Origin of the sequence: Mangrovibacter plantisponsor (assembly GCF_003182475.1) — a bacterium.
Lineage (GTDB): Bacteria > Pseudomonadota > Gammaproteobacteria > Enterobacterales > Enterobacteriaceae > Mangrovibacter > Mangrovibacter plantisponsor.
On the sequence record NZ_QGTS01000006.1, the window covers coordinates 13,169 to 37,960 of the forward strand.

Below are 24,792 nucleotides of genomic sequence, written 5' to 3' on the forward strand. Positions count from 1 at the left end.
GTTACCTCTTTGCTTATTCCTTTGTGTAAGCATAACCAGGCTGCCTGATTCCTGAAACGAAAAAGGGCCGCTAAGCGGCCCTTTAAGACAAACGGTTAATTAAGCGTAACCGTAGGTCATCAAACGCTGATAACGACGGTCGAGTAACTCATCTTTGCTTAACACGTCTAAATCAGCAAGATCAGCAATCAGTTGCGCTTTCAGTGATTCCGCCATGGTTTCAGGGTTACGGTGAGCCCCGCCCAAAGGTTCGGCAACCACACTGTCTATCAGTTTCAGTTCTTTAAGACGTGGCGCGGTAATCCCCATCGCCTCTGCAGCCAGTGGGGCTTTATCCGCACTTTTCCACAGAATAGAGGCACAACCTTCCGGTGAAATCACAGAATAGGTGCTGTATTGCAACATGTTGACTTTATCGCCAACACCAATTGCCAGTGCGCCGCCTGAACCACCTTCACCAATGACTGTGCAGATAACAGGCACTTTCAGGCGAGACATTTCGCGCAGGTTACGGGCAATCGCTTCAGACTGCCCACGCTCTTCTGCCCCCACACCAGGATAAGCACCGGGTGTGTCAATGAAGGTAATAATGGGCATATTGAAGCGCTCAGCCATTTCCATCAGGCGCAATGCTTTGCGGTAACCTTCAGGTGCCGGCATACCAAAGTTACGGCGGATCTTCTCTTTGGTTTCACGGCCTTTCTGGTGACCAATAATCATCACCGGGCGGCCATCTAAACGCGCAATACCACCGACAATCGCTTTGTCGTCAGCATAAGCACGGTCACCGGCCAGCTCATCAAACTCATCGAACGCCAGGCGAACATAATCCAGAGTATAAGGACGCAGAGGATGACGGGCGAGCTGTGCAATTTGCCAGGCCCCCAAATCAGCGAAGATTTTACGCGTCAGTTCCACGCTTTTTTCGCGCAAACGGTGAACTTCTTCGTCGATATTTATATCCAGTTTTTCATCCTGACGGCCTACGCTGGTCAAGGAATCGATTTTCGCTTCCAGCTCTGCAATAGGCTGTTCAAAATCAAGGAAATTCAGACTCATAATATTCCTGTTTTAGTCAAACTCCAGTTCCACCTGCTCCGAGCCAATAAGGCCACGTAAATCGTTAAGTAAACGATCACTCGGAGATACACGCCACGTTGCCCCAAAGCGTAACCGCGCACGTGCGTCCGCCCTCTGATAATAGAGATGTACCGGAATGGTCCCCGAACGGTGAGGTTCCAGTGACTGGCGGAGACGGTTTAAAAGCTGGTCATCAATTTGCCTGTCCGTCAGCGAGATAGCAAGCCCACGTGCATATTTTTCCCGGGCTTCGTCAATATCTATGACTTCGCGGGCGGTCATTTTAAGCCCCCCGCTGAAGTCATCAAAGCTGACCTGTCCGCTGACGATCAAAATACGGTCTTTTTCCAGCAATTGCTGGTATTTGTCCAGAGCATCGGTAAATAACATCACTTCCAGGCGACCAGAACGGTCATCCAGAGTACAAATACCAATACGGTTGCCTCGCTTGGTGACCATAACCCGCGCAGCAAGCACCAAACCTGCAGCAGTGGTAACTTTACCACGCTCGGTCGGGTGCATATCTTTCAGGCGCATCCCTCCAACATACCGCTCAATTTCTTTCAGATACTGATTAATTGGGTGCCCGGTAAGGTATAGCCCAAGGGTTTCACGCTCGCCATCCAGAACAACCTGTTCAGGCCAGGGTGTTACACTGGCATAAGACTGCTCCACCTGCTCAGGCTCTTCCGCCAGTACACCAAACATATCTGCCTGGCCGATGGCTTCAGCTTTGGCATGCTGGTCTGCAGCTTTAAGAGCATCGGCGAGAGAGTTCATCAGCGCAGCCCGGTGTGGGCCCAGCCGGTCGAACGCCCCCGACATAATCAGTTTCTCCAGCACTCGCCGGTTTAACTTCTTCGTATCGGTACGGGCGCACAAGTCGAACAACTCGCGGAAATAGCCCCCTTCATTGCGCGCTTCAATAATGGCTTCAATCGGGCCTTCACCCACACCCTTGATAGCGCCAATGCCATACACAATTTCCCCGTCATTATTCACATGGAAGTGATAAAGACCAGAGTTTATATCTGGTGGCAGAATTTTGAGCCCCATCCGCCAGCATTCATCCACCAGCCCGACAATTTTATCGGTATTGTCCATATCAGCTGTCATCACTGCCGCCATAAACTCAGCGGGATAATGAGCCTTGAGCCAGAGCGTCTGATACGACACCAGTGCATAAGCCGCGGAGTGTGACTTGTTAAACCCATAACCGGCGAATTTCTCCACCAGGTCAAAGATTTTCATTGCCAGCTCGCCGTCAACGCCATTCTTTTTTGCACCCTCTTCGAAGGTACCGCGTTGTTTGGCCATCTCTTCTGGCTTTTTCTTACCCATGGCACGCCGCAGCATATCTGCGCCGCCCAGGGTATACCCAGAGAGAACCTGCGCTATCTGCATCACCTGTTCCTGATACAGGATGATGCCATAAGTCGGCTCAAGAACGGGCTTCAGGCTTTCATGTTGCCACTGAACATCAGGATAGGATATTTCTTCCCTGCCGTGTTTACGGTCAATGAAGTTATCCACCATACCGGACTGCAGCGGCCCGGGCCGGAACAGTGCCACCAGGGCTATCATGTCTTCGAAGCAGTCAGGCTGCAGGCGCTTAATCAGATCTTTCATACCACGGGATTCCAACTGGAATACCGCAGTTGTTTCTGAGCGCTGCAGCATATCGAAACTTTTTTTATCATCAAGCGGAATCGCCGCAATATCTAATGGCGGCAGGCCTTCACGCTCCCGGCGGGCGTTGATCATTTCCATCGCCCAGTTGATGATGGTCAGTGTGCGTAGGCCCAGGAAGTCGAACTTCACCAGGCCGGCATATTCAACATCGCTTTTATCAAACTGCGTAACCGGGTGACCACCCAGTTCATCACAATATAATGGTGCAAAATCGGTAATTTTGGTGGGTGAAATGACCACGCCACCCGCATGTTTCCCGGCATTACGTGTGACACCTTCCAGCTTACGTGCCATATCAATCAGCGCACGAACTTCTTCATCCGCTTCATAAATTTCTGGTAGCTGGGGTTCTGCCTCGAATGCTTTGGCGAGGGTCATCCCCGGGTCTGGTGGAACCAGTTTCGAAATGCGGTCCACGAAGCCATACGGGTGCCCAAGCACACGGCCAACATCGCGAATAACCGCTTTGGCTGCCATGGTACCGAATGTAATTATCTGCGAAACCGCATCACGCCCGTACATGTCCGCAACGTGGTCAATGACCCGGTCACGCTTTTCCATACAAAAATCGACGTCGAAGTCAGGCATGGAAACACGTTCTGGGTTGAGAAAACGTTCAAACAGCAAATCCAGCGCCAGAGGGTCGAGGTCGGTAATCTTGAGTGAATATGCCACCAGTGAGCCCGCACCTGAACCACGGCCAGGGCCAACGGGAACGCCGTTATCTTTCGACCACTGGATAAACTCCATGACTATCAGGAAGTAACCCGGGAACCCCATTTGGTTGATAACCTTGAGTTCTGTTTCCAGGCGTTCATCATAAGGAGGCCGGAGTTTCTGGCGCTCTTCTTCATCCGGGAACAAGAAAGCAAGGCGCTCTTCAAGACCTTCGTGAGATTTTTTAACCAGGAAGTCCTCAGTGGACATATCACCGGTTGGGAACTGAGGCAGGAAATATTCGCCAAGGCGCACAGTGACATTGCAGCGCTTCGCAATTTCTACGCTGTTTTCCAGCGCTTCCGGAATATCGGCGAACAACTCGCACATTTCGTCTTCACTACGCATGTACTGCTGCGAAGAATAGAGGCGCGGGCGTTTGGGGTCATCGAGTGTAAAACCATCATGAATGGCGACACGAATCTCATGGGCATCAAAGTCTGATGCTTCCAGGAAACGGACATCATTGGTTGCGACAACAGGCAAACCATGCTGCTCTGCAAGCTTCACAGCTGCATGCAAATAGCTTTCTTCATCGGGGCGACCAGTGCGAATCAATTCAAGGTAGAACCGGTCCGGAAAATGCTGTTTCCAGAAAGCCAGGCTCTGCTCAACCTGAACATCATTACCGCGCAGTATCGCTTTGCCCACCTCTCCCATGCGCCCACCGGAAAGGATAATCAGCCCTTCACTCAACTCAACCAGCCACTCGCGGTCAATCCACGGACCTGCATCACCATAACCACGCTGGTAAGCATGAGAAATAAGCAATGTCAGGTTTTGATAACCGGTATTGTTGACAGCCAGCACAGTCAGTTGCGTCATTTCATCGCCACTGATCTCACTGGTCATTTGCAGGTCAGCGCCAACAATAGGCTTCATGCCAACGCCATGCGCGCCACCATAAAATTTCACCAGACCACACAGGTTGGTGAAATCCGTAATGGCCATTGCTGGCATGTTGAGTGACGCAGCTTTTTTGACCAACGGCCCGACTTTCGCCAGGCCATCAATCATCGAGTAATCACTGTGTATCCGTAAGTGGACAAAACGTGGTTCAGCCATCTCTTTATCCGGTTAATGGTCTCAATGGGCAGGCCGCGTTTCAGGCCAGACCCAGAGCTCTTTTGACTGGGGCAAAACTGCGGCGATGATGCTCTGTCGCACCCAGGGCCGCCAATTTTTCAAGGTGATAAGCTGTCGGGTAGCCTTTATGTTGAGCAAACCCATATTCTGGATATTGTAAGTCCAGTTCGACCATTTCTTTATCGCGGGTTACTTTTGCCAGAATGGAAGCGGCACTGATTTCGGCCACCAGGCTGTCACCTTTGACGACTGCCATTGAAGGCACAGGCAATACCGGGCAACGGTTACCGTCTATCAATACATACTCAGGTGAAATGCTCAAACCGGCTACAGCACGCTGCATCGCAAGCATGGTGGCATGAAGAATATTTAGCGAGTCTATTTCTGCTGGTTCAGCACGACCGAGGCTCCAGGCAAGAGCCTTATCAACAATCTCGTCGTACAGTGACAAGCGGCGCTTTTCAGATAATTTTTTCGAATCCGCCAGTCCTGATATTGGGCGGGCGGGATCGAGGATAACAGCGGCGGTCACCACTGCCCCAACGAGTGGGCCCCGACCCACTTCATCAACCCCCGCCACTCTGTGTGTATGCGGGTAGATAAATTCACTCATTGAACTAACTCCAGTACAGCCTGTGCTGCCTGCTCATCCGCATTGCACCGGATTTGCTCATGTAATGCCCGGAAGGTGTCATGCAAATGCTTACTCTCATCGCCACCTTCCAGCATGGGAATTAATGCCTGCGCCAGTTTTTCTGGCTGGCATTCATCCTGCAGTAATTCCGGCACCAGCTCGCGCCCGGCCAGCAAATTAGGCAGCGAGACATACTGTGTTTTCACCAGGCGTTTGGCCAGCCAGAAAGTGAACGGTTTCATGCGATACCCAACAACCATTGGGCATTTGGCCAGCATACATTCCAAAGCAGCAGTACCCGAAGCCAGTAATGCGGCATCACTGGCGACCATGGCTTCGCGTGCCTGCCCGTCCAGTAAATGGAGCGGAAAATCAGGAGCAACGCGCTGTTTAATCTCTTCAAACTCAGCACGGCGTTTAGCATTAACCAGCGGCACGACAACTTCAAGATTAGGCCAACGCTTACGAAGTAACTGCGCTGTAGCAATAAAATCAGCGCTCAGCATTGATACTTCGGCATGACGGCTTCCTGGCAATAACGCCAGGCACCGCGCTTGCGGATCCAGACCCAATGTTTTACGCGCAGCCAGCTTATCCGGGTCTAACGGCATCGCATCCGCCATTGTGTGCCCAATAAACCGGCATGGCACCGAGTAACGGTCATAAAAGGCTTTTTCAAATGGCAGAAACGCCAGAACGATATCTGTTGCCCGCCCTATTTTGAATACACGCTTTTGCCGCCAAGCCCACACTGAAGGGCTGACATAATGAACGGTGCGTATTCCACGCTGTTTGAGGCGCTCTTCCAGTGTGAGATTGAAATCTGGTGCATCGATACCCACAAACACATCTGGCCTGAGTTCACTGAAACGCCGGGTCAGGTCGGCACGGACATGAAGCAGGCGCGGTAAACGCCCTAATACTTCAACGATGCCCATAACGGCCAGTTCTTCCATTTCATACCAAACTTCACAGCCTTCGGCCTGCATGCGTGGCCCTGCGACCCCAACAAAGCGGGCATCAGGGTGCCTGGCTTTTAAAGCTTTTATCAGACCAGCACCAAGAATATCGCCGGAGGTTTCTCCGGCGACCATGGCAATAGTGAGGGGACGAGCGGGTTTCATTTAACGAATTAAACCACGTGTCGAGCGTTCAAAGAACTCGGTGAATAATGCAACTTCAGGAATTTTAGCTGCCAGTTCAGTAATTTCTGGCTTCACTTCTTCCAGCGTTTTACCGCTACGATACAGTAGCTTGTACGCATTGCGGATTGCCGTAATTGCTTCACGGCTGAAGCCGCGGCGTTTCAGGCCTTCAATATTCACACCAAATGGAGTTGCATGGTTCCCCTGCGCTATCACATACGGTGGTACGTCCTGAGCAACACCAGAACAACCACCGACCATGACGTGAGCGCCAATAATGCAGAATTGGTGCACAGCCGTCATCCCGCCAATAATCGCGAAATCATCAACGGAAACATGCCCGGCAAGTGTTGCATTATTTGCAAGGATACAGCGATTTCCCACAGTGCAATCATGCGCAATATGCGCATTGATCATCAACAGGTTATCGCTGCCCACCTTAGTTAATCCCCCACCCTGTGCTGTTCCACGGTGAATAGTGACACTTTCACGAATGCGATTGCGGTCACCAATTTCCACACGCGTTGGTTCACCTGCGTATTTAAGGTCCTGATTCACTTCGCCAATTGAAGCAAACTGGTAAATCTCATTGTCACAGCCAATCTTCGTATGACCGTTAACAACAACATGGGATTTCAGAACCGTACCAGAACCAATTTCCACATGGGGGCCGACAATACAAAAGGGACCAATGTGAGCACCGGCACCAATAACAGCACCGTCTTCAACAATGGCAGTAGGATGAATAAAGGCGGTTTTATCAATCACGTATTATGCCTCCCGGCTCCGTGCACACATCATTGTGGCTTCGCAAACCACTTTGCCGTCAACCAGAGCCACGCCTTTAAAGCGGGTCAGTCCACGACGTGTTTTCTCGAAAGTCACTTCCATGACCATCTGGTCTCCAGGTACGACTGGGCGTTTGAAACGTGCTTCATCAATACCTGCAAAATAGTAAAGCTCACCTGGCTCCAGTTTACCAACGCTTTTAAATGCCAAAATACCCGTTGCCTGCGCCATCGCTTCCAGGATCAGTACACCTGGAAAAATCGGTTTACCGGGGAAATGTCCCTGGAAAAACGGCTCATTGACGGAAACGTTTTTCACGGCACGGAGAAAATGGCCTTCTTCAAAATCCAGCACACGGTCTACCAGCAAAAAAGGAAAACGATGCGGCAGTAACTCTAAAATCTCTTCAATGTGCAGAGTATGAGTGTCAGTAGTCAAAATACTCTTCCTGTTCAATATACTAAAAAGCAATAATAACACGGCCTGCGGCAACCTAAATAGATCGCTTGCAGGCCGATAATCGGGCAACATCCGTGTCAGCGCGGGTGACGTCAGTCTTGTTGATTAACTTTGCGCTCGATGGCTTTAAGACGTTTTGTCAGGTCATCGATATTCATCACCAACGCAGCTGTTTTGCGCCAGACTTTATTGGGTTGCAAAGGAATACCAGACGAATACACGCCAGGCTCAGTAATAGGACGCATAACCATCCCCATACCTGTTACTGTGACCTTATCGCAAATTTCCATGTGGCCGTTGATAACACTGGCACCACCAATCATACAGTAGCGACCAATTTTCAGGCTACCAGCCATTATCACACCACCAGCAACTGCGGTATTGTCGCCAATCACAACGTTATGTGCAATCTGGCACTGGTTATCAATAATGACACCCTGGCCAATCACTGTATCGTCAAGAGCGCCACGGTCTATGGTGGTGCATGCACCAATCTCAACGTTATCGCCGATAATTACGCGGCCAAGCTGAGGAATTTTGATCCAGTTACCGCGTTCATTCGCGTAGCCGAAACCGTCAGAACCAATCACAGTGCCGGACTGGATAAGGCAGGACTGGCCAATCTGAATTTCATGGTAAACCGTAACATTGGCCCACAAACGTGTGCCAGCGCCAATATGGGTGTTCTTGCCCACAAAACAGCCAGCACCAATGACTACGTTATCACCCAGTTCAACGCCTGACTCAATAACCGCGTTTGCGCCAATTGCCACATTTTCGCCTAATTTCGCGGTGGCATCGACAACAGCACTTGGAGCAATATTTTTTGCAGGTTGCGGCGTTGTATCCAGAATTTGAGCCATACGCGCATAAGTCACATAAGGGTTTTTCACCACCAATGCGGCACTTTTTGCGTAAGGTAAATCATCCGGTGTCATCACAACAGCAGAAGCCAGGCATTGGGCCAGGTGCTCGCGATAACGTGGATTAACCATAAAGGTTATTTGGCCTTCCCCGGCAGATTGCATCGATGCCACACCGGTGATGACGATGTCGCCATCACCGTGTAACTCGGCATCCAATTGCTGGGCTAAATCAGCCAGTCGAATTGAAGGCATGAGACTTATTTAACCTGTTTCAGAACATCTGCAGTGATATCTTTAACGTCACTGCTGGTATAAGCAACAGTGTTGGCGTCCAGCACTACATCGTAACCTTCATCAGCAGCCACTTTTTTCACTGCGGATTCAATACGAGTAACCAGTTTGCCACGTTCTTCATTAGAACGGCGGGCGCGATCCTGTTCAAAAGCCTGAGCTTTGCTCTGGAAGGTTTCACGTTTAGCCATAACATCTTTTTCCAGCTTGCTACGGTCGCTGGCTTTCATGGTTGAACCATCACGTTGCAGACGTTGCATTTGGGATTGCAGGCTGTTTTCCATGCTTTGCAATTCACTGGCGCGGCCTTTGAACTCATTTTCAAGAGATTTAGAAACACCTGAGCTCTGCGCAACTTGCTGGAACAAGTTCCCCATGTTGACTACAGCGATTTTATCTGCTGCCTGAGCAGATGCAGCCATGACCAGACCCAAACCTGCTGCAACTAACCACTTTTTCACAATAAAACTCCTTACCGTCCCAAATATACCCGAAGGTACGCTTTTGCCAGCCAGTAGTCACCAAAAATGAACTGACTGGCTGAGCTTTGCACTACGAGGCCATCCCGGGCCCGAAACAATTACCAGGTTTTACCAATGTTAAACTGGAACTGCTCCGCTTTGTCTCCATCATATTTCTTAAATGGCTGCGCATAAGAAAAGACCAGTGGGCCTAATGGAGACATCCATTGTAAGGACACACCCGCAGACATACGGATATTAGTTGGATCACTATAGTCAGGGATACCTAACGCACGCATCTCTGCGGTATCTTTCCAGTGCGTATCCCAGACACTACCTGCATCAACAAACAGCGACGTACGCAGTGAGTTAGCATATTTCTCACTAACAAATGGAGTTGGCGTGATCAGCTCAAGGCTTGCCACACCCATAGCGTTACCACCCACTGCATCATTTGAGCTACAAACTGCAGCGGAGCTACAGTTATCCTGGCTCGGGCCATAATAAACTGCTTTAGGACCGATGTTGTTAGACTGGAAGCCACGCACAGTGCTTGAACCACCCGCGTAGAAGTTTTCATAGAATGGCATCTCTTTGCCACCCAACCCGTCACCATAACCCCAACGAGTACGGCCTAACAGTACCCAGGTGTGGTCATCGTTAATCGGCAGATAACTTTGTGTATCCAGCGTAACTTTGTAGAACTCGTTATCGGAGCCAGGAATAGTTACTTTACCATTCAGGTTAACGCGCGTACCTGAAGTTGGGAAGAAACCACGGTCAAGGCGGTTATATGTCCAGCCATAGTTAAAGGTGAAATCGTCCGCACTGTAGTCGTTATCAGTGGAAGTCATGTCAGCTTTCTGGCCAACAGAATCCAGATAACGCCACATCGCCACCTGAGGCTGCATATTTGACAAGTCGTTATGCACATAACCTAAACCCGCACGCAACGTATTGTATTCGTTGATGGGGAAGCCCAGCGTTCCGTCCAGACCATAACTTTTGTTGGTATAGTCAGACAGGTCTGCGTCATCAGCTTTGAAGTCGTTATAGAAAATACGACCACCGAGGCTGACACCGTCGACCGTGAAATACGGGTTAGTGACAGAAAGTTCAGAGTAGGTCTGGTAATCATTCTTGGTACCGTTGATACCCACTGAATAGCCAGTACCTAACCAGTTATCCTGTTGCACACCGACCTGGAAGCTGACGCCGCTTTCTGTACCGTAACCGACACCAAAGTTGAAGCTACCGGTATTACGCTCTTTAACTTTGTACACTACGTCAACTTCGTCCGGGTTACCCGGTACACGTTGTGTATCCGTATCTACCGTTTCGAAATAGCCAAGGCGGTTCAGGCGCTCTTTACCTTGTTCAACTAAATCACTGCCCAGCCACGCACCTTCCATCTGACGCATTTCACGGCGTAACACAGAATCTTTGGTGATATCGTTGCCTTCAAAACGAACACGGCGAACATAGAAACGGTTGCCCGCATCCACATTGATATTCAGCTTAACGGTTTTATTCGCATCATCAATTTCGGGTACTGTCTGTACGCGCGGATACGCATAGCCGTATTTACCCAAGAGTTTTTTGATGTCGTCTTCCATCTTCGTCACTTTCGTGCCGTTATAGAGTTCGCCTGGCTCAATCTTAGTCAGCGCTTCGATTTCAGCGGAGTGACCTGCCAGGTTACCGCGAACGGTTACGCCCGAAAGCTTGTACTGATCGCCTTCAGTGATATTGATGGTGATATAAATGCCTTTCTTGTCTGGCGTGAGGCTGACCTGAGTTGAATCAATATTGAAACGCGCATAACCATGATCAAGGTAGAAACTGCGCAAGGTTTCCAGGTCACCAGACAGTTTTTGTTTCTGGTATTTTTGGTCAGCAACAACGTTCCACCACGGCACTTCATCGCGTAACTGGAACCGGGATACAAGGCTGTCCGTACTGTAAGCATGGTTGCCAACAATATTGATCTGCTGAATTTTGGCAGATACCCCTTCCTGGAAAACCAGTTTCAGGTCAACACGGTTACGTGGAAGTGGCGTGACTACAGCTTTCACGCTGGCACTGTATTTACCAACGCTATAGTAGAAATCTTCCAGCCCCTTTTCGATATCAGACAGTGTTGTCCGGTCCAGCGCTTCGCCGACACGCACACCTGAAGCTTCAAGGTTCTGCTTGAGCATGTCGTCTTTCACTGACTTATTACCGGCAAACGTGATGCTGGCAATCGTCGGGCGCTCTTTGACCTGAACTAACAAAGAATCGCCGTCACGCAGAACACGAACATCTTCAAAGTTACCGGTGGCGAACAGTGAACGGATTGTATTACTGATATCCTCGTCAGTGACGGTGTCCCCTGGACGCACCGGCATACTGAGAAGGGCCGCACCAACGGCGACTCGCTGCAGGCCTTCGAAATGAATATCCTTCACTACGAAACCGTCTGCGCCGTATACGGTAGCGCTGCTAAACAGCAGCGACGCTATGAGCAACTTTTTTATCGCCATCGTTATTATGCGTTCTTCCTAACCTGAGTCTCTCTATAACCGAGAGAAATCATTAAAAAGTGCAAGCCCCATTAACAGCATCAGTAGAACAGAACCAACCCGATAACTGAGGTCTTGAACTCGCTCGGAAACCGGTGCGCCTTTAAGCTTTTCAATAGCCAGAAACAGCAAGTGTCCCCCATCCAGCACAGGAAGAGGAAACAGGTTGATTATCCCAAGATTCACACTGATGAGAGCAAGAAACATCAGGTAATAGATCAACCCAAACTCTGCTGACATTCCGGCACCCTGAGCAATAGAAATGGGTCCACTCAGGTTGTTCAGCTTAACGTCACCGATTACTAATTTGCCCAACATGTCGACCGTGAGCTTCATCAATTGCCATGTTTTCCCCGTGGCTTCAATGACTGCGGCAAACGGCCCATACTGGCGCACTGTCTTATACTCATCAGGCAAAGGAATAACGTGCGGCACTACACCCGCGAAACCCTCAACCTGTTTAGTTCTGCTGTTCTCTTTCACCGCTGGTATCAGTGTAAGAGAAAGCAAATTTCCTTTGCGTTCTACATCCAGCCGCAGTGGTTTACCAGGGTTATCCCGCACCTGATTGACAAAATCTGACCACTGTTCCAATGGCTGACCATCGACTTTAACGATCCTGTCCCCTGCTTGCAAACCTGCATTGCTCGCGGCTGAATGAGGTTGGACCTCAGCAAGTACCGGTTCAACTTGTGGTGATACCGGTAAAAAACCAAGAGAAAGAACAGGATCCTGTTTGTCTGGTTCAAAGTGCCACTGGCGTAAATCCAGTGTGACATCACGCTGTTTATCTGTACCGAAAGGTGCCACACGCAGCGTCGTGCTGCTATCACCAATCTTACTGATAAACGCGAGACGAACGGCATCCCAGTCAGGCGTTTCGATACCATCTACCGCTTTTAGTTCCGTACCGGGTGAAATTTGTGCCTGCGCTGCGATTGAATCTGGCGTAACGCCACTCACAACCGGATAGACACTGGGGATACCAATAATGAAGACCATCCAGTAGGCAAAGATGGCAAAAATGAAGTTAGCAACCGGGCCTGCCGCAATTATTGCGGCACGCTGAGCGATGGTTTTGTTATTGAAAGCCTGGTGACGCTGTTCAGGCGCAACAGGTTCAATGCGCTCATCCAGCATTTTGACATATCCCCCCAGGGGGATAAGTGCGATGACAAACTCAGTACCCTGTTTATCTGTCCGTTTCCACAATGCCTTGCCGAAACCAATAGAAAAACGGTCAACACGGACTCCACAACGCCGCGCAACCCAAAAATGGCCGAACTCGTGCACCGTAATTAAAACCCCGAGTGCAACGATAAAAGCAGCCAGATTCCAGAGTATGCTGAGCATAAAACCTTCCGTTAAATCGTCCTGAAGACTAACAACAAGAGACAGGCAAAAACAGGAACTGCGGCTGTCAAACTGTCGATACGGTCGAGAATACCGCCATGCCCGGGAATCAACGAACCACTGTCTTTGATACCCGCTTCACGTTTAAACATACTTTCTGTTAAATCACCCAACACTGATGCCAGTGCGGCGATAACAGAACAAGTTAACAGAGTAACCGGCGCAACGTCTAAATGGGCCAGTGCGCCAAATACCCACGCAATAACAGCGGATGTCAGCAAACCACCAATAAACCCTTGCCATGTTTTCCCCGGAGACACTTTCGGTGCCAGCTTATGCTTGCCAAACAGTTTGCCAAACATGTAAGCCCCTGAATCTGCACCCCACACCAGGAACATGACATACAACAACCATACAGACCCGGCATAATGGTTGTCATCATAATGCCAGGAACGCAGAACTACCATGCCCCAAAAAAACGGCACAATGGTGGCAACGCCAAAGCACAGGCGTAAGATGTGTGAGCGCCGCCAGACAGTGGCAGAAGCCGGGTAAGTTAATACCAGCAGCAGTGCGACACACCACCAGCCCAGGGCAAGCCACAGCCAACCCTCAATCAAAGGAATACGCGCATTATGGCGATATTCCGGCAACAGAAACAACATCAAGGCTAAAAGCAAGCCACATAATACCGCCAGCCAGACACGTTGAGAGCGGCTCTTAAAGCCACTCAATTGCCCCCACTCCCAGGCGGCAAGCATGCACACGACCAGCGTCACAATGGCAAACCCTGCGGGCGGCAGCCAGAATAACGCAGCAATGACGACCGGTATTAAAATAAATGCGGAAATCAGGCGATACTTCAGCAAAAGCAACCCCCATCAGGCTTTTTCGCCATCCGGTGCTGTACCGCCATAACGACGTTCCCTGCTCGCAAAGGCATTGAGTGCACCTTCAAAATCTTGTTCATCGAAATCAGGCCAAAGCACTTCGGTAAAGTAAAGTTCAGCATAGGCTATCTGCCAGAGCAAAAAATTACTGATCCGGTGTTCTCCACCTGTCCTAATCACTAAATCCACGGGTGACAACTCATTCATACAAACCTGTTGCCCCAGCATGTCTTCATCAATTTGCTCAGGGAGAACTTCGCCTGACTGAACGCGCGCAGCAAGCGCTTTCACTCCCTGAATGATATCCCAGCGCCCGCCATAGTTGGCGGCGATATTCAGCGTCAGCCCAGTATTCTGAGCAGTTAACGCCTCCGCTTTTCTGATCCGTTCCTGTAACCGCGCATTAAAACGGCTGGTATCACCAATAACCCGCAAACGGACATTGTTGCGGTGCAGGTTTTTCACCTCGCTGTCCAGCGCCCAGATGAACAGTTCCATTAAAGCACTGACTTCTTGTGCCGGACGGTTCCAGTTTTCGCTACTGAACGCATACAGTGTTAATGCATCCAGGCCGTTATTCGCGGCAAACGTTACAGCCCTGCGAACCGATTTGGCACCGGCTTTATGGCCAAAGGCCCTCATTTTACCCTGACGTTTCGCCCAGCGCCCGTTACCATCCATAATGATGGCGACATGACGGGCACCATGTTCAGGCAAACTTTCGCTTAATGGTTGGTTAGCAGACAACATAACGCGTTTTATTCCCTAATCGGATTAAGCGGTTCTCAGGAATACTGATGCCTTTACGTAAAAAAGCCGTGCTCAATCACGGCTTACCCGATAAAAAAACAAACTCAGACATTTATCGGGTGGCGCAGACTATATCACCTCAGCCTGATGCTCACAAATGGCACGGAATTTAGCGCGTGAATATTACCCACGCCAGCCCCCAATATGGCTAACCTGTTTACTTGCCAGTTCACGAGCACCTGCATCGACATCCAGCACTTCATCAACTGATAATGGCTCCCTGGCATTCAGCTTATCCAGCACTGCGCTGTTAACCTGGGCAATATCCGTAAAACGAATACGATTCGCCAGAAATGCCGCTACTGCAACCTCATTGGCTGCATTCAGTGCAGTTGTCGCAGCCTGGCCTTGCTGAGAGGCATCAATTGCCAGGCGCAGACAAGGATAGCGTGAATAATCTGGCTGGCTGAAAGTCAGTTGGCTCAGACGGCAAAAATCGAGTGGTTTCACGCCAGCGTTAACACGGCCAGGCCACCCCATTGTATGGGCAATGGGTGTACGCATATCAGGTTCGCCCAGTTGTGCCAGCACGCTACCATCACGGTAACGCACCATTGAATGAATCACCGACTGAGGGTGAATCAGAACTTCCATTTGCTGTGCTGAGGCATTAAAAAGCCAGCGGGCTTCAATATACTCGAGTCCCTTGTTCATCATTGTGGCCGAATCGACTGAAATCTTACGCCCCATTGACCAGTTAGGATGATGGCAAGCCTGTTCAGGCGTCATCATTTCAAGGTCGCTCAGCGCTGTTTCACGAAAAGGCCCACCAGATCCAGTGAGAAGAATGGATGACACTCCATACTCTTCCAGTTCAGCGTATCCCAGATTTTGTTGGATTGGTTCCGGTAAACTCTGAAAAATAGCATTATGTTCGCTGTCCACAGGTAACAATTGCGCGCCATATTGCTTCACCGCATTCATGAAAAGACGCCCACAGGTGACCAGCGACTCTTTGTTGGCAAGCAAAATTTGCTTACCTGCTTTTATTGCGGCAAGGGTTGGCAGCAGGCCTGCAGCCCCAACAATAGCGGCCATAACCTGGTCAACGCCATCCAGTGCCGCCATTTCGCATGCAGCCTGCGGGCCGGACAGCACCTCTGTTTTGATGCCTGCATCCCGCAATTGCTGGCGCAAAGCACGGGCACTCTCCTCATCGTTCATCACAGCGAAACGCGGGTTAAATTCCAGACATTGCTCAACCATGCGCGTGACATTTTTGCCAGCGACAAGCGCGGTAACAGAAAATTGCTGAGAATTATGGCGGATGACATCGAGGGTGCTACTACCCACTGACCCGGTGGACCCGAGAATAGTCAATTGCTTCATGCGTTGCCTGTTGTAGAACTGAGTGACCAGGCACATCGTTACCTGATTCGCTCCTGACTGCAGCACACCTGCAGTACCCTCTCTTTCAGCACACAGGCTGAACAGAGAAAATCACTGAATTGCCCTAAAACGATGCTGGCTGATACGCCAGATTGCCTGGTGGCAAAGGCAGTCAGTGCCCAGAAACTAAGCACTACTGACAAAAAAGCCGTGAGTCAGACACGGCTTTTTCTTGCAGCGCTAAGTCATTCAATCAGAACTGCATCAGTTCTGCTTCTTTATCTGCCAGTGCTGCGTCAACTTTCTTGATTGCTGCATCAGTCAGTTTCTGAACATCATCCTGAGAACGACGATCGTCATCTTCACTGATTTCTTTTTCTTTCAGCAAAGCCTTAACTTTATCGTTAGCGTCACGACGTACGTTACGCACCGCAACACGCGCCTGTTCAGCTTCGCCACGCACGACTTTGATCAAGTCTTTACGGCGTTCTTCAGTCAGTGGCGGCAGTGGCACACGAATAACACTCCCGGCGGAGTTCGGGTTCAGACCCAGGTCTGAAGCCATGATCGCTTTTTCTACTGCCGGACCCATGGTGCGGTCAAATACAGTCAGCGCCAGGGTACGGGAATCTTCTGCAACCACGTTTGCCAGTTGGCGCAATGGGGTTGGCGTACCATAGTATTCAACCATGATACCGTCCAGCAGGCTGGGAGATGCACGGCCTGTGCGGACTTTGCTGATTTGATTTTTAAATGCTTCAACGCATTTTTCCATACGCACTTCAGCATCTTTTCTGATGTCGTTAATCACGTTACGAATCCTTGAAAACTGGTTGTCAGGCAGACCACACTTCTGTTTCCTCCCACACTTACTGTGGTTGACCTAAGTATAGTCTCGTGAAATTCATGGCACCCGTATGGCTGCCTGTCGTCAAACTAACTTTTCTGGACTGAATGGTACCCTATTCCGGCCCTGGGAACATTAGTCTGTAATCAAAGTGCCTTCTTTTTCACCCATAACCACCCGACGCAGTGCGCCCGGCTTGTTCATATTGAAAACACGGATGGGTAATTTGTGATCGCGCGCAAGTGTAAATGCGGCCAGGTCCATCACTTTCAATTCTCTGTCGAGAACGTCGTGATAAGACAATTGTTCATAAAGCGTTGCGGAAGGGTCTTTAACCGGGTCAGCAGAAAACACACCATCAACTTTCGTTGCTTTCAGTACTACATCGGCTTCAATTTCAATGCCACGCAGACATGCTGCTGAGTCAGTAGTAAAGAAAGGATTACCAGTACCCGCGGAAAAAATAACGACACGGTTGTTACGCAACAAGCTGATTGCTTCTGCCCAGCTATAGTTATCACACACGCCATTAAGCGGAATAGCTGACATCAAACGTGCATTCACATAAGCACGATGCAAAGCGTCACGCATAGCCAGGCCATTCATTACTGTCGCCAGCATGCCCATATGGTCACCGACCACACGGTTCATCCCAGCCTGAGCAAGGCCGGCACCGCGGAATAAATTACCGCCGCCGATGACTACCCCGACCTGGATCCCCAGTTCAACCAATTCTTTGATCTCCTGAGCCATACGATCCAGTATGCTCGCGTCAATACCGAAGCCTTCCGCTCCTTGCAGTGCTTCCCCACTCAATTTGAGCAGAATGCGCTTGTAGACAGGTTTTGCGTTGGTAGCCATGTTTCTTTCCTGGGACAGTAAACAAATGGAATGGATAATCTGGTGACAATATTTGTCATATTTCAGGACGGCGGACATCAGAGCAGGCCGATTTTTGCAGGCCACCTCAATGTTCTGGTATTTCGCCGGACAAGTGCCATCCTGTTGTCATGCTTTCCCCTGCCGGTTGCAGGCATTATCACATTTTTTTAGGGTGGCTTAGTTCTGAAAATGACAGATACAAAAAAGGAGCCGCCCTAAGACGGCTCCTTCCGGCATTACGAGTTTTTGGACATTGCTGCAACTTCAGCAGCGAAGTCAACTTCCGCTTTTTCAATGCCTTCACCCACTTCAAAGCGGATGAAACCTGTTACGTCAGCATTGTGCTCTTTCAGCAACTGACCAACAGTTTTGCTCGGATCCATTACGAAGTTCTGACCAGTCAGAGAGATCTCACCGGTGAACTTACGCATACGGCCTTCAACCATTTTTTCAGCGATTTCACGCGGTTTGCCAGACTGCATGGCAATATCCAGCTGGATTTGGTGTTCGTGGCTTACTACGTCAGCCGGTACATCTTCCGGTTTAACGTATTCTGGTTTGCTGGCAGCAACGTGCATGGCAATGTGTTTAACCAGTTCGTCATCCGCACCAGTCGCAGCAACCATAACACCGATACGCGCACCGTGCAGGTAAGAACCCAGAACATCACCTTCGATAACAGAAACACGACGGATGTTGATGTTTTCACCAATTTTAGCAACCAGTGCAGTACGCTGTTCTTCGAACTGCGCTTTCAGAACTTCAACATCGGAAACACGGCCAGCCAGAGCTGCTGCCAGAACTTCTTCGCCGAATGCTTTAAAGCCAGCATCTTTAGCAACGAAGTCAGTTTCGCAGTTCAGTTCCAGAACGAGACCAAATTTGCCATCGATAGCAGTCAGGATAACGCCTTCAGCAGCAACACGGCCTGCTTTTTTAGCGGCTTTTGCCTGACCAGATTTACGCATGTTATCGATTGCCAGTTCGATGTCGCCATTAGCTTCGACCAGCGCTTTTTTACATTCCATCATGCCTGCGCCAGTACGTTCGCGCAGCTCTTTTACCAGAGAAGCGGTAATTTCTGCCATTTTCTAATCCTCGGTTATCTCGTGCGGGGAGATATACCCTGCATGTTGAAGCCACACCCGGCACCTGTAACAAGTGCTTTCAGATGTGTTTTACCACACCACTGTGACACCAATGCAAAAGGGTATAGCGTTCAGCTTGTCTGGCTTTATAAAGCCGGACAGGCCGGACTCAAACAAAAAAGGGAGCCTGAGACAGGCCCCCTAACCAAACTATTCATACCTGGTTAATAAGGGCTCTTAAAGAGCGAACCTTATTATTCAGCTTCTACGAAGCTTTCTTCCGCCTGAGTAGCCAGATCCTGAGAACGGCCTTCACGTACGGTTGCTGCTACGGCACCCAGGTACAGGCTGACAGCACGGATTGCATCGTCGTTACCCGGGATAACGAAATCAACACCATCCGGATCAGAGTTGGTATCAACGATAGCAAATACCGGGATACCCAGGTTGTTTGCTTCTTTGATAGCGATGTGTTCGTGATCAGCGTCGATAACAAACAGTGCGTCCGGCAGGCCGCCCATATCTTTGATACCGCCCAGGCTGTTTTCCAGCTTGTCCAGTTCACGGGTACGCATCAGCGCTTCTTTTTTGGTCAGCTTGTCGAAGGTACCGTCCTGAGACTGAGTTTCCAGGTCTTTCAGACGTTTGATGGACTGACGAACAGTTTTCCAGTTAGTCAGCATACCGCCCAACCAGCGATGGTTCACGAAGAACTGGTCGCAGCTCAGAGCAGCGTCTTTTACCGCTTCGCTTGCAGCGCGTTTTGTACCAACGAACAGAATTTTACCTTTACGGGAAGAAATTTTGTTCAGCTCAGCCAGAGCGTCGTTGAACATCGGTACAGTTTTCTCAAGGTTGATGATGTGAACTTTGTTACGCGCACCGAAGATGAACGGTTTCATTTTCGGGTTCCAGTAACGGGTTTGGTGACCGAAGTGAACACCAGCCTTGAGCATGTCGCGCATGGAAACAGTTGCCATGTTTTAAAACCTCTATATAAAGTTGGGGTTATGCCTCCACGTATCCCATATTACCGACCCCGAAGAGCACCCCGGAATATGTGCCGATACGTGTGTGTTATACACAAAGTGAGATTGAAATCTTCCGTAGTCCGTTTTTGACACGGAAGTCCGGCGCGCTTTATACCACAAATGACGCAAGGACTCCAATAGTTGTTGCCGGGTTCTTTACTTCATCATTCCCGATTTGGCACTCCTTCGCCTGCCCTGATAACATTAGCGTTACTTTCTTTAATTATTGCCGAAATCCCGGCATCTGCGGACCTGATTAATGGCTATTTCAATTAAGACCCCTGAAGATATCGAAAAAATGCGCGTTGCTGGCCGCCTGGCTGCCGACGTTCTTGAAATGATCGAATCCCATGTAAAACCTGGGGTAACCACTGGCGAGCTGGATCGTATTTGTGATGATTACATCGTAAATCATCAAAAAGCTGTCTCTGCCTGCCTGGGCTACCACGGCTACCCCAAATCTGTCTGCATCTCTGTCAATGAAGTGGTATGCCATGGCATTCCCAGTGAAGACAAGGTGTTGAAAGATGGTGATATTGTTAATATCGATGTCACCGTGATTAAAGACGAATTCCACGGCGACACATCTAAAATGTTTATCGTCGGTAAACCCACTATTCTGGGCGAGCGTCTGTGCCGTATCACCCAGGAAAGTCTGTACCTGGGCCTGCGTATGGTGAAGCCTGGTATTCGCCTGCGTACCATCGGCGCTGCAATCCAGAAGTTTGTTGAAGCCGAAGGCTACTCTGTTGTGCGTGAATACTGTGGCCACGGTATCGGGCGTGTTTTCCACGAAGAACCCCAGGTGCTGCACTATGATGCAGATGATGGCGGCGTGGTACTGAAAACCGGCATGACCTTTACTATTGAACCCATGGTAAATGCGGGTGATTACCGCATCCGGACAATGAAAGATGGCTGGACGGTAAAAACCAAAGACAGAAGCTTGTCTGCCCAATACGAGCATACTATTGTGGTTACAGATAACGGCTGCGAAATTCTTACGTTGCGTAAAGATGACACCATCCCCAACATTATTTCGCACGATGAATAAGTGAAAAACCGGCTCAGGCCGATTTATCATTACTCTCAGGCCGGCATTTGCCGGCCTTTTTTATGGGCACCACATATGACCAATAGTTTTCCCGAGCAGTATATCGAGCCAAACCTCCCTCTACTCCCAGGTCAACCTGATTACCCATCTTCCTGGCCTGGTTGCCAACTAGAATGCCAGCCCATAAAAAGCGCCCTGGATACTTTTCAACAATGGTTGGGTAGTGCGTTTGATGAAGGTGTGTCTGTCGAGAAGCTGGTTGCTGCCCGTACTGAATTCATTGATCAACTTCTGGAGCGCCTGTGGTCCCACTTTGGGTTCGACACTATCGCCGATACGGCCCTGGTAGCTGTTGGCGGTTACGGGCGTGGAGAACTGCACCCGTTGTCGGATATCGACTTGTTGGTACTAAGCCGTGAACGCCTGCCTGAAGACCAGTCACAAAAAATCGGTGAGCTACTGACACTGCTCTGGGATATCAAGCTGGAAGTGGGCCACAGTGTGCGCAGCCTTGAAGAGTGCCTGCTCGAAGGGCTGTCCGACCTGACTATTGCCACAAACCTGATTGAATCACGGCTGCTGACAGGCGATGTGGCGCTGTTTCTCGAACTTCAAAAACAAGTCTTTAGTGATGGATTCTGGCCCTCTGAGAAATTTTTCGCGGCTAAAATTGATGAGCAAAATGAACGCCATCAACGCTACCACGGTACCAGCTATAACCTGGAGCCCGATATCAAAAGCAGCCCGGGTGGCCTGCGAGATATCCAGACACTGCAATGGGTGGCCCGCCGCCATTTTGGCGCAACCTCCATGAATGAAATGCTCGGTTTTGGATTTCTGACCGAGGCCGAACGCGATGAACTGAATGAATGCCAGCATATCTTGTGGCGTATCCGTTTTGCACTGCATCTGGAACTGAACCGCTACGATAACCGCCTGCTGTTCGACCGCCAGCTCAGTGTTGCCCAACGCCTGAAATACCAGGGCGAAGGCAATGAGCCAGTCGAACATATGATGAAAGATTTCTACCGTGCAACCCGGCATGTCAGCGAACTCAATCAGATGCTGCTACAACTGTTTGACGAAGCAATTCTTGCGCTTGATGCGAACGAGAAGCCACGCCCACTGGATGATGATTTCCAACTGCGGGGCACGCTAATTGATTTGCGCGATGACACGCTTTTTCTCCAGGATCCCTGCGCTATTTTGCGTATGTTTTACACCATGGTGCGTAACCGGGAAATTAGCGGCATCTACTCAACGACCTTGCGCCATTTGCGCCATGCACGGCGGCATCTGAATGAGCCGTTGTGCTACAAAGCCGAGGCACGTGAACTGTTCCTGGTCATGCTGCGCCACCCCGGCGCAGTCAGCCGTGGGCTGGTGCCAATGCATCGCTACAGTGTTTTGTCCGCTTATATGCCCCAATGGTCGCATATTGTTGGGCAAATGCAGTTCGACTTATTCCATGCCTACACCGTAGATGAACACACCCTGCGAGTGTTGCAAAAACTGGAGAGTTTTTCCCACGAAGAAACCCGCCAGCGCCACCCACTGTGCGTAGAGCTATGGCCGAGACTTTCCCATCCTGAACTCATTTTGATTGCCGCACTGTTCCATGATATCGCCAAAGGCCGGGGCGGAGACCACTCTGTTCTGGGAGCGCAGGATGTCATTAAATTTGCTGAACTCCATGGCCTTAACTCCCGGGAAAGCCAGTTAATCGCCTGGCTGGTGCGCCAGCACCTGTTGATGTCAGTTACCGCGCAACGCCGTGATATTCAGGATCCTGAAGTCATTGTGCAGTTTGCTGAAGAAGTTCAGACAGAAAACCGCTTACGTTACCTGGTTTGCCTGACTGTTGCCGATATCTGTGCCACCAACGAGACGTTATGGAACAGCTGGAAACAGAGCCTGATCCGCGAACTCTACTTCGCCACTGAAAAACAACTGCGTCGGGGCATGCAAAATACCCCGGATATGCGGGAGCGTGTGCGTAATCACCAGGCCCAGGCCCTGGCGTTACTGCGCATGGAAAATATCGATGAAGAAGCATTGCATAAGATTTGGGCACGCTGCCGGGCCAGCTATTTTGTCCGTCACTCCCCGAATCAACTGGCATGGCACGCCCGCCACTTGTTACAACACGATTTAAAGCAACCCATGATTTTGCTCAGCCCACAGGCGACACGTGGCGGTACCGAAATATTCATTTGGAGCCCGGACCGACCTTATCTGTTTGCCGCAGTATGTGCTGAACTTGACCGGCGTAACCTCAGTGTTCACGACGCCCAGATCTTCACAACTCGCGACGGTATGGCAATGGACAGCTTTATTGTACTGGAGCCCGATGGCAGCCCGCTGTCACCTGACAGGCACGAAGCAATTCGCCTGGGCCTGGAGCAAACCGTTAACCAGCGGACCTGGCAGCCACCACAGCCACGGCGCCAACCCGCCCGCCTGCGCCACTTTACGGTAGACACTGAAGTCAACTTTTTGCCAACGCATACCGACCGGCGCACATTCATTGAACTTATCGCGTTAGACCAGCCCGGCCTGCTGGCCATTGTCGGCCAGGTCTTCGCTGACCTCGGTATTTCATTACACGGTGCACGTATCACCACCATTGGTGAACGTGTTGAAGATTTATTTATTGTCGCCACCAGCGAGCGGCGCGCTCTGGATGCCACTCTGCAACAAGAAGTACAACAACGGTTGACAGAAGGCCTCAATCCAAACGATAAAGTGTAGTGAAGTTTTTTTCATGTCATTCACATAAAACATCAGGAAATGATTAACAATGCAGCAGCTACAGAACATTATTGAGTCCGCGTTTGAGCGCCGTGCAGATATTACGCCGGTAAATGTAGATACCGTCACCCGTGAAGCAATTAACCAGGTGATTTCACTGCTCGACAGCGGCGCGCTGCGCGTTGCGGAAAAGATTGACGGCCAGTGGGTAACGCACCAATGGCTCAAGAAAGCTGTGCTGCTTTCTTTCCGTATTAACGACAACCAGGTCATCGAGGGTGCGGAAACGCGCTTCTATGACAAAGTGCCGATGAAATTCGCCGATTACGACGAAGCGCGCTTCCAGAAAGAAGGTTTCCGTGTTGTGCCGCCGGCAGCCGTTCGCCAGGGTGCATTTATCGCCCGCAACACTGTACTGATGCCTTCTTATGTCAATATCGGTGCTTACGTTGATGAAGGTACGATGGTCGATACCTGGGCCACTGTTGGTTCTTGTGCGCAAATTGGTAAAAACGTGCATCTGTCTGGCGGTGTGGGTATCGGTGGGGTTCTGGAACCGCTGCAGGCAAACCCGACCATCATTGAAGATAACTGCTTTATTGGTGCCCGTTCTGAAGTTGTTGAAGGGGTTATCGTTGAAGAAGGCTCAGTGATTTCTATGGGCGTCTTTATTGGCCAAAGCACACGTATTTATGACCGTGAAACTGGCGAAATTCACTATGGCCGCGTACCTGCTGGCTCTGTCGTGGTTTCTGGCAACCTGCCGTCTAAAGATGGTAAATACAGCCTGTACTGTGCGGTTATCGTGAAGAAAGTCGACGCGAAAACCCGTGGCAAAGTAGGTATCAACGAATTGCTGCGTACTATCGACTAATTGCGGTGATAAAAAGGCAGGGAGAACCTGCCTTTTTTGTGTCTGGCACTGGCGAAAATACTTTTTTTCGTTAATTATCTAATAGTTATTTATTCGCTG

The 24,792-nt window shown here is 50.1% G+C and carries 20 protein-coding genes; 3 read left to right on the forward strand and 17 right to left on the reverse strand.

The window, feature by feature from the left end:
* Positions 1–99 precede the first annotated feature (99 nt).
* From accA to rpsB, 17 genes are all read right to left on the reverse strand, one after another.
* Entirely contained in the window at positions 100–1,059 is a 960-nt protein-coding gene (gene accA, locus DES37_RS10535) for an acetyl-CoA carboxylase carboxyl transferase subunit alpha (RefSeq protein WP_036105984.1), read from the reverse strand.
* Positions 1,060–1,071: 12 nt separating this feature from the next.
* Positions 1,072–4,554 (reverse strand): DNA polymerase III subunit alpha, encoded by a 3,483-nt coding sequence (dnaE, locus tag DES37_RS10540; RefSeq protein ID WP_110025768.1) that lies wholly within the window; start codon positions 4,552–4,554, stop codon positions 1,072–1,074.
* 40 nt (positions 4,555–4,594) lie between these two features.
* Complete coding sequence (rnhB, locus tag DES37_RS10545) at positions 4,595–5,188, reverse strand: ribonuclease HII (RefSeq protein ID WP_036105989.1); 594 nt, start codon at positions 5,186–5,188, stop codon at positions 4,595–4,597.
* A complete protein-coding gene (gene lpxB / locus DES37_RS10550) occupies positions 5,185–6,333 on the reverse strand; it encodes a lipid-A-disaccharide synthase (RefSeq protein WP_036105992.1) in 1,149 nt (382 codons plus the stop codon). Before lpxB ends, rnhB begins: the two co-directional genes overlap by 4 nt.
* Complete coding sequence (lpxA, locus tag DES37_RS10555; protein ID WP_036105995.1) at positions 6,334–7,122, reverse strand: acyl-ACP--UDP-N-acetylglucosamine O-acyltransferase; 789 nt, start codon at positions 7,120–7,122, stop codon at positions 6,334–6,336.
* A 3-nt stretch (positions 7,123–7,125) separates the two neighbouring features.
* Positions 7,126–7,581 carry a 3-hydroxyacyl-ACP dehydratase FabZ gene (gene fabZ, locus DES37_RS10560; protein ID WP_036105996.1) on the reverse strand — a complete coding sequence of 152 codons (456 nt, stop codon included), beginning with the start codon at positions 7,579–7,581 and terminating at the stop codon, positions 7,126–7,128.
* Between the two features lie 113 nt (positions 7,582–7,694).
* Complete coding sequence (gene lpxD / locus DES37_RS10565) at positions 7,695–8,720, reverse strand: UDP-3-O-(3-hydroxymyristoyl)glucosamine N-acyltransferase (RefSeq protein WP_036105998.1); 1,026 nt, start codon at positions 8,718–8,720, stop codon at positions 7,695–7,697.
* Between the two features lie 5 nt (positions 8,721–8,725).
* Positions 8,726–9,220 carry a molecular chaperone Skp gene (gene skp / locus DES37_RS10570; protein ID WP_110025769.1) on the reverse strand — a complete coding sequence of 165 codons (495 nt, stop codon included), beginning with the start codon at positions 9,218–9,220 and terminating at the stop codon, positions 8,726–8,728.
* A 119-nt stretch (positions 9,221–9,339) separates the two neighbouring features.
* The gene (gene bamA, locus DES37_RS10575) at positions 9,340–11,745 is read right to left on the reverse strand and encodes an outer membrane protein assembly factor BamA (protein ID WP_036106002.1); all 2,406 of its coding nucleotides are present in this window, start codon (positions 11,743–11,745) and stop codon (positions 9,340–9,342) included.
* 33 nt (positions 11,746–11,778) lie between these two features.
* The gene (gene rseP, locus DES37_RS10580) at positions 11,779–13,137 is read right to left on the reverse strand and encodes a sigma E protease regulator RseP (protein WP_110025770.1); all 1,359 of its coding nucleotides are present in this window, start codon (positions 13,135–13,137) and stop codon (positions 11,779–11,781) included.
* Between the two features lie 11 nt (positions 13,138–13,148).
* Positions 13,149–14,006, reverse strand: a complete 858-nt coding sequence (cdsA, locus tag DES37_RS10585; protein ID WP_110025771.1) for a phosphatidate cytidylyltransferase — start codon at positions 14,004–14,006, stop codon at positions 13,149–13,151.
* Between the two features lie 12 nt (positions 14,007–14,018).
* Positions 14,019–14,777 carry a (2E,6E)-farnesyl-diphosphate-specific ditrans,polycis-undecaprenyl-diphosphate synthase gene (ispU, locus tag DES37_RS10590; protein WP_036106013.1) on the reverse strand — a complete coding sequence of 253 codons (759 nt, stop codon included), beginning with the start codon at positions 14,775–14,777 and terminating at the stop codon, positions 14,019–14,021.
* A gap of 183 nt (positions 14,778–14,960) precedes the next feature.
* Complete coding sequence (gene ispC / locus DES37_RS10595; RefSeq protein WP_110025945.1) at positions 14,961–16,166, reverse strand: 1-deoxy-D-xylulose-5-phosphate reductoisomerase; 1,206 nt, start codon at positions 16,164–16,166, stop codon at positions 14,961–14,963.
* 253 nt (positions 16,167–16,419) lie between these two features.
* The gene (gene frr, locus DES37_RS10600; RefSeq protein ID WP_036106016.1) at positions 16,420–16,977 is read right to left on the reverse strand and encodes a ribosome recycling factor; all 558 of its coding nucleotides are present in this window, start codon (positions 16,975–16,977) and stop codon (positions 16,420–16,422) included.
* 171 nt (positions 16,978–17,148) lie between these two features.
* Entirely contained in the window at positions 17,149–17,874 is a 726-nt protein-coding gene (gene pyrH / locus DES37_RS10605) for a UMP kinase (protein ID WP_036106019.1), read from the reverse strand.
* 257 nt (positions 17,875–18,131) lie between these two features.
* Complete coding sequence (gene tsf, locus DES37_RS10610) at positions 18,132–18,983, reverse strand: translation elongation factor Ts (protein WP_036106021.1); 852 nt, start codon at positions 18,981–18,983, stop codon at positions 18,132–18,134.
* A gap of 254 nt (positions 18,984–19,237) precedes the next feature.
* Positions 19,238–19,963 (reverse strand): 30S ribosomal protein S2, encoded by a 726-nt coding sequence (rpsB, locus tag DES37_RS10615; protein WP_036106023.1) that lies wholly within the window; start codon positions 19,961–19,963, stop codon positions 19,238–19,240.
* Positions 19,964–20,273: 310 nt separating this feature from the next.
* Between rpsB and map the strand changes: the two genes are divergently transcribed.
* From map to dapD, 3 genes are all read left to right on the forward strand, one after another.
* Positions 20,274–21,068: a type I methionyl aminopeptidase gene (gene map, locus DES37_RS10620; RefSeq protein ID WP_036106027.1), complete on the forward strand. Its 795-nt coding sequence runs from the start codon at positions 20,274–20,276 to the stop codon at positions 21,066–21,068.
* 75 nt (positions 21,069–21,143) lie between these two features.
* A complete protein-coding gene (gene glnD / locus DES37_RS10625; RefSeq protein ID WP_110025946.1) occupies positions 21,144–23,819 on the forward strand; it encodes a bifunctional uridylyltransferase/uridylyl-removing protein GlnD in 2,676 nt (891 codons plus the stop codon).
* Positions 23,820–23,868: 49 nt separating this feature from the next.
* On the forward strand, positions 23,869–24,693 hold the full coding sequence (dapD, locus tag DES37_RS10630) for a 2,3,4,5-tetrahydropyridine-2,6-dicarboxylate N-succinyltransferase (RefSeq protein ID WP_036106030.1): 825 nt from the start codon (positions 23,869–23,871) through the stop codon (positions 24,691–24,693).
* Positions 24,694–24,792: the final 99 nt, after the last annotated feature.

Bases quoted from the DNA above. Each gene is read 5' to 3' on its own strand.
- pyrH (WP_036106019.1), bottom strand. From the start codon at position 17,874: ATGGCTACCAACGCAAAACCTGTCTACAAGCGCATTCTGCTCAAATTG.
- lpxB (WP_036105992.1), bottom strand. From the start codon at position 6,333: ATGAAACCCGCTCGTCCCCTCACTATTGCCATGGTCGCCGGAGAAACC.
- ispC (WP_110025945.1), bottom strand. From the start codon at position 16,166: ATGAAGCAATTGACTATTCTCGGGTCCACCGGGTCAGTGGGTAGTAGC.
- lpxD (WP_036105998.1), bottom strand. From the start codon at position 8,720: ATGCCTTCAATTCGACTGGCTGATTTAGCCCAGCAATTGGATGCCGAG.
- ispU (WP_036106013.1), bottom strand. From the start codon at position 14,777: ATGTTGTCTGCTAACCAACCATTAAGCGAAAGTTTGCCTGAACATGGT.
- rnhB (WP_036105989.1), bottom strand. From the start codon at position 5,188: ATGAGTGAATTTATCTACCCGCATACACACAGAGTGGCGGGGGTTGAT.
- dnaE (WP_110025768.1), bottom strand. From the start codon at position 4,554: ATGGCTGAACCACGTTTTGTCCACTTACGGATACACAGTGATTACTCG.
- glnD (WP_110025946.1), top strand. From the start codon at position 21,144: ATGACCAATAGTTTTCCCGAGCAGTATATCGAGCCAAACCTCCCTCTA.
- rpsB (WP_036106023.1), bottom strand. From the start codon at position 19,963: ATGGCAACTGTTTCCATGCGCGACATGCTCAAGGCTGGTGTTCACTTC.
- rseP (WP_110025770.1), bottom strand. From the start codon at position 13,137: ATGCTCAGCATACTCTGGAATCTGGCTGCTTTTATCGTTGCACTCGGG.
- dapD (WP_036106030.1), top strand. From the start codon at position 23,869: ATGCAGCAGCTACAGAACATTATTGAGTCCGCGTTTGAGCGCCGTGCA.
- tsf (WP_036106021.1), bottom strand. From the start codon at position 18,983: ATGGCAGAAATTACCGCTTCTCTGGTAAAAGAGCTGCGCGAACGTACT.
- accA (WP_036105984.1), bottom strand. From the start codon at position 1,059: ATGAGTCTGAATTTCCTTGATTTTGAACAGCCTATTGCAGAGCTGGAA.
- map (WP_036106027.1), top strand. From the start codon at position 20,274: ATGGCTATTTCAATTAAGACCCCTGAAGATATCGAAAAAATGCGCGTT.
- bamA (WP_036106002.1), bottom strand. From the start codon at position 11,745: ATGGCGATAAAAAAGTTGCTCATAGCGTCGCTGCTGTTTAGCAGCGCT.